Consider the following 5,638-nt stretch of genomic DNA (forward strand, 5'->3'; position numbering starts at 1 on the left):
CCTCATAAATATATTATTATGGATGAAAAAGAATTAGCTGAATTACAACAAGCTCATGAACCACGATCCATTCGTATTATATCTTTTGTCCAAAATAACGAAATTGATTCTGTTCTTTATGATCGCTCTTATTTTATAGGTCCTACCCCAGGACATGAAAAATCCTATTTATTATTAAAAGAAGCTCTTGAACGTACAAATAAACTTGGGCTTATTCATATTTCTATTAGAAAAAAACAACATTTAGCTATTATCCGTAACTTTGAAGATGGACTAATGTTACAAACCATCCACTACCCTAATGAAATTCGCGCTATAACAAATACACCTAACTTACCAAGTAACGAAAATTATCCTATACAAAAACAAGAACTCACCGCAGCAATTAATTTAATCCACCACCTTACAAATCCTTTTGAACAAGAAATGTATACAGATGAATATAAAGAAGCCCTTACCGAATTAATCGAGAATAAAATTGAACAACAGGAAAAAACTGAAACAATCTCTCCAACTCCGAACATCATTAATATTATGGAGACATTACAGGCAAGCATTGAACAAGCAAAAATAAAAAGAGACAATAAAACAGAAAAAGAGGCCAAATAAAATTGACCTCTTTTTCTTTAAAGCGGATTACATTTCGGCATTTCAAGTCCAGACGATTGAGCTAGTTTTAATAAGTAGTAACATTCCTCTCTTGCCATATGATCTGCCATTCTAGCCGATAATACACTTAATACTTCATTCGATAACTCGAGCTCTTCCACTTCATGTAAAAAATGCGAAAATAATTTCAATTCAAGTGAAACATCTTTCGTAAACTTCTTTAATGCTGGAAAATGATGAAGCTCCGTTCGTAAATACCCTGTCATTTCAACTGCCTTTAAGTAAAATTGTTCAAAATGCTTCGTAAATTCTTCGCTTTTCTCTTTTAATCTTTTTTCAACAAGATCTAATCCACCAGAAATAGAGCCTGCGTGACCAGCCGCATCCGTTAACCAAACGAGATGATAATGTAATTCATGAAAAACAGGCGGAACTTCCCCTTTCTTCAAAAACTCTAAAACTGCTATATACTCTTCCACTTCGTTTACCATATGATTAATAAAAGTTGGCGTAAAATGAATCGTAATTTTCCCTTCCAACTGCTTCTGTATAATATTTAATTTAAACGCCCGAATCTCCTTAGCGGCTTGTTCTGCCTCTTTTGAAAATGCCATCAGATTCACATTCCGAACTTTATTTAACAAATTCGTAAATGTTTCAACAAAGTAAGTAGCTGTTTTTATATCCTCTTTTTCCTTCGGAGCTAATGCATCCAGTAAAAATTGTGCATGATCAGTAAGTACTTTTAACCAAAATTGATGCTCAAACAACGCACTTTCTTCATAATTTCTCTCCACTAAATCCCCTCCGTCTATTCATCCTTCTCTATCACTTGAAGTTTATATCCATCCGGGTCTTGTACCACAATACTCTTCTCACTTTTGTTTTCTGTGTATGCGATTTTATAAAATACTAACCTCTTCTTTATATTCTCTATGTTAGAAATTGAAAACGTTAGAACATCAACTGAGTCCGTAACACTCTTCTCACGCCCGCCCAAACTGCGCTTCATAATAAAACTAATTCTCGTTGAGTCAGCATCATACCAAACCCCTGTTACATCTAATTGAGGTCTTTCTAAACTAGGTTTAATTCCTAAAATCCCTTCGTAAAAATACAAAGTTTCCTTTAAGTTTTTCACTTCCAATACAATGAATTGTTTCACATTCTCCACATTCATTCCCCCCGTACCTATTACTTTTTTATATGTGTCATAAATGCCTATTATGTCTGAATACAATACGTAGTAATGAACACTTAAGGAGGTTTATTCGTGAATAAATATATGAGATCATTCGTGCCCTATCATAGTCCTCTCGATCCCTGTCCTCCTATTGGAAAAAAATATTATTCTACTCCTCCTAATTTATTTTTAGGCTTTCAACCGCCAAACTTACCACAATTCACACCAAAAGAAGCACTACAAAAAGGGACTTTATGGCCTGTTTTTTATGACTATTATGAAAATCCTTATAAAAAAGGGCGGTGACTACTGTCGTGAATCAATCGCTACCAGAAGAATACTATCAGCTTTTACTGGAGCTTCAAGAATTAGACTTTGTACTAGTTGAACTCACTCTTTATTTAGATACACATCCAGATGACACCGCTGCGATTAATCAATTTAATGACTTTTCCTATAAACGGAGAGTATTAAAACAAAAGATGGAAGAAAAATACGGACCACTCCAACAGTTTGGAAACAGCTATTCTAATGCCCCTTGGGAATGGAGCAAAGGTCCTTGGCCATGGCAAATATAAAGGAGAGAAACTATGTGGATTTATGAAAAGAAATTACAATACCCAGTTAAAGTGGGAACTTGCAATCCCGCACTTGCAAAATTATTAATCGAGCAATACGGTGGTGCAGATGGAGAATTAGCTGCTGCACTACGTTACTTAAATCAACGTTATACAATTCCTGATAAAGTCATTGGCCTACTTACTGATATTGGTACAGAAGAATTTGCTCACCTTGAAATGATTGCTACGATGGTTTATAAGCTGACGAAAGATGCGACCCCTGAACAAATGAAAGCTGCTGGTCTTGACCCTCATTACGCTGATCATGACAGTGCTCTTCATTACCATAACGCTGCTGGTGTTCCATTTACTGCAACCTATATACAGGCTAAAGGTGATCCAATTGCCGATCTATACGAGGATATTGCAGCTGAAGAAAAAGCACGAGCAACATATCAATGGCTCATTAACTTATCCGATGATCCAGATATAAATGATAGTCTACGCTTCTTACGTGAACGTGAAATCGTTCATTCACAACGTTTCCGAGAAGCGGTTGAAATTTTAAAAGAAGAACGCGATAGAAAAATATATTTTTAATACACGTATCCTAGCGATATGTGTTTTTTTACGTTAAAAGTTAAATCCTTCCTATTAAACATATAAATAGTATATTTATTCGATTTAATGCATTATTTTTTAATATTTTCAAAATTCCCTATTGCTTTCTAGTCATCAGACCTTTAAAATAATAACAGTTACTCGACAAATTGTTTGAATTTTCGACAAAAACACTCATTAGGAGGATTTTCTTTATATGCATACAACTTTAAAACCAGCGCAAATACTTTCGATTAGTTTATTACTATTCGCAGTTTTCTTCGGTGCTGGTAATATGATTTTCCCGCCCCTTCTCGGTCTTTCTTCCGGAGAAAATATGTGGGTTTCCATTACAGGTTTTATTATTACAGACGTCGGTTTATCTTTACTTGCTATCGTTGCTGTTGCCCTTGCTGGTGGTAGTTTTAACACTTTAGCGAGCCGTGTTCATCCAAAATTCGCAGCAGTATTCGCTATCATTATTTATCTTTCAATCGGCCCACTATTTGTTATTCCACGAACTGGATCTGTATCTTATGAAATCGGGATTGCACCACTTTTCCCAGATCAATGGTATTCTATGTTAGTTTTTAGTGCGATTTTCTTTACATTCGTTTACTTCTTATCATTAAATCCATCCAAGCTAGTAGATCATATCGGTAAAATATTAACGCCAATTTTACTTGTAATTATTGCAATTATGGCAACAAAAGCGATTCTTTCACCAGGGACGTTTGCAGAACCTATCGGTGACTATAAAGACATCCCGTTTTTCAAAGGATTTCTTGAAGGATTTTTAACGTTAGATGCAATTGGGGCTCTCGTACTATCAACAATTGTTGTAAATGCAATTCGTCAAAATGGTATACAAGAGAAGAAATCTATCGCAAAATATACAATCATTTGCGGAAGTATCGCTGCTCTATTCTTAACAATTGTTTACTTCTTACTCGGTTATATTGGAGCTTCAAACGGAAACTTAGGACAATTCGAAAACGGTGGGCAGCTATTAGCTACTGTTATGTATCAATTTTTTGGGACAAGCGGTAATATTTTATTAAGTATCGCCATTATCTTCGCTTGTTTAACAACGGCAATTGGTGTTGTAAGTGCATTTGCAAATTACTTCACAACAGTGCTAACAAATGTTTCATACAAAAAGCTTGTACTATACGTTTGTATCTTTAGTTTCGTTATTTCAAACTTAGGATTAAGCTTATTAATTAAAATTACTTTACCTGTATTAATTATTTTGTACCCAATTACGATCATTTTAGTTTTCGTATCATTTATCGATAAATATACGAAACGTAAACCTTCTGTCTACATTGGAGCGATGATCGCAGCGTTTATTATTAGCTGCATTCATGCACTTGATAATGTGGAAATGATACCAGATTTTATCGCTAATATCGTACACACCATTCCTTTTTATAACTTAGGAATTGGCTGGATCATTCCAGCAATAATCGGTGGTATAATTGGATACTTTATTCCGCAAACAGAAGCTGCAGGTGAAGTTTCTACAAAATAAAGAAAAGAAGCAAGCATGAAATCCATGCTTGCTTCTTCTTTCTCTTCACATCGTATGTTTAAAAGTAAATAACTCTTCTTTTGACTGCACAACAGGCTGTTCCTCTTCTACATCTTTCCTCTTTCTCTCCCCTCCTAACCTTACTTTCAACATTGCCTCTTCTATACTTTTCACAATCATATTTCCTGAAAAAATAGTTAGCCCGAAAAATGTAATTGGGACGAGAGGAATCCATGGATGCACTGTTAATGATCTAAAGTATACTCCAATTAAACCTGACCATTCATGCGTATAAGATTCCACCTCTTTTATAGGTCCACCAAACGTAACAGTCCCACCAAAGAACACTTCAAGTAATCCTAAGTGCAGTAAAATAGTAAGGCTCTGCGTAAACTGTTGAAGAAATACGAGTATAAAAGTCATATAGAGATGCGGAAAAAGATGTTTTATAACAATACGTCTTCTCGATCCGCCTAATATGCGCGCGGCATCAACAAATTCTTCCGTTCGCAATTTACGAACTTCCTTCGCAACATACAGTGCAATAACTGGCATTACAAGCAGTACAAGTAATACCACTTGAAACGAAGCCCTTTCAAAAAAGGTTGTTGTCTCCTCTCCGCTTCCAAATGCATTTGCAGATTGAAGAAAAAAATACGCAATCATAACTGTCGGAATAACTGTAAAACTATCAAAGAAAGCCTCAATTTTTGAAAATCCTCTTTTTATATACGTTCCGAGTACGACACCGAAAAACACACCTATTACCATTCTAAGTGCCGCAATTAAAATAGATATACCAATCGTCCACTTCGCGCCTTCAATGACTAAATGTAACAGGTCATACCCTTTCCGGTCTGTCCCGAGTAAAAATTGTAATGAAGGTGGAAACGGTGGCACTTGTGGATTTTCATCCACATCATATTGCAATGTAACTTGTCTAATATGTCCATCATTCCATAACGTATTTCCGATGCTCAAAAGAACTAATAGGAGAAGAAACCCAATGCTTATCCAAAATCTTTTATCACGTTTTATATACGTCCACATATTATAATCTCTCCTTCATCGCAGCCGGAATGAGATAATGAAACAATTTAAATAAAATAAAAATCGGAATATATATAAGAAGCACACTAACGATGAAAACCT

8 protein-coding genes and 1 pseudogene are annotated in these 5,638 nt (G+C 35.2%); 5 read left to right on the forward strand and 4 right to left on the reverse strand.

The genetic code is table 11. The features are described 5' to 3' along the window. On the forward strand, window positions 1–609 hold a 609-nt coding region (locus ABWK52_RS19795; RefSeq protein WP_353772089.1), incomplete at its 5' end, for a Ku protein. A gap of 17 nt (window positions 610–626) precedes the next feature. Here ABWK52_RS19795 and ABWK52_RS19800 read toward each other — a convergent pair. Together ABWK52_RS19800 and ABWK52_RS19805 are read right to left on the reverse strand one after the other, a co-directional pair. Then, a complete protein-coding gene (locus tag ABWK52_RS19800) occupies window positions 627–1,406 on the reverse strand; it encodes a DUF2935 domain-containing protein (RefSeq protein WP_098541752.1) in 780 nt (259 codons plus the stop codon). Between the two features lie 14 nt (window positions 1,407–1,420). Further along, entirely contained in the window at window positions 1,421–1,789 is a 369-nt protein-coding gene (locus ABWK52_RS19805) for a VOC family protein (protein ID WP_098023156.1), read from the reverse strand. Between the two features lie 93 nt (window positions 1,790–1,882). On the opposite strand from ABWK52_RS19805, the gene ABWK52_RS19810 reads away from it, so the two are divergent. The 4 genes from ABWK52_RS19810 (at window position 1,883) to brnQ2 (ending at window position 4,486) form a co-directional block, all read left to right on the forward strand. Next, window positions 1,883–2,098, forward strand: a complete 216-nt coding sequence (locus ABWK52_RS19810; protein ID WP_001046257.1) for a spore coat associated protein CotJA — start codon at window positions 1,883–1,885, stop codon at window positions 2,096–2,098. 8 nt (window positions 2,099–2,106) lie between these two features. Continuing rightward, a complete protein-coding gene (locus tag ABWK52_RS19815) occupies window positions 2,107–2,370 on the forward strand; it encodes a spore coat protein CotJB (protein ID WP_001076510.1) in 264 nt (87 codons plus the stop codon). Window positions 2,371–2,382: 12 nt separating this feature from the next. Next, on the forward strand, window positions 2,383–2,952 hold the full coding sequence (gene cotJC, locus ABWK52_RS19820) for a spore coat protein CotJC (protein WP_000265274.1): 570 nt from the start codon (window positions 2,383–2,385) through the stop codon (window positions 2,950–2,952). Window positions 2,953–3,169: 217 nt separating this feature from the next. Then, the gene (gene brnQ2, locus ABWK52_RS19825) at window positions 3,170–4,486 is read left to right on the forward strand and encodes a branched-chain amino acid transport system II carrier protein BrnQ2 (protein WP_000557551.1); all 1,317 of its coding nucleotides are present in this window, start codon (window positions 3,170–3,172) and stop codon (window positions 4,484–4,486) included. Between the two features lie 45 nt (window positions 4,487–4,531). On the opposite strand, the gene ABWK52_RS19830 is transcribed toward brnQ2, so the two are convergent. Together ABWK52_RS19830 and ABWK52_RS19835 are read right to left on the reverse strand one after the other, a co-directional pair. After that, on the reverse strand, window positions 4,532–5,536 hold the full coding sequence (locus tag ABWK52_RS19830) for an ABC transporter permease (RefSeq protein ID WP_016109279.1): 1,005 nt from the start codon (window positions 5,534–5,536) through the stop codon (window positions 4,532–4,534). Between the two features lies 1 nt (window position 5,537). Further along, window positions 5,538–5,638 (reverse strand): annotated as a pseudogene (locus tag ABWK52_RS19835) (ABC transporter permease subunit); the annotation flags it as partial.

Source organism: Bacillus sp. AP50 (genome assembly GCF_040492675.1).
Lineage (GTDB): Bacteria > Bacillota > Bacilli > Bacillales > Bacillaceae_G > Bacillus_A > Bacillus_A cereus.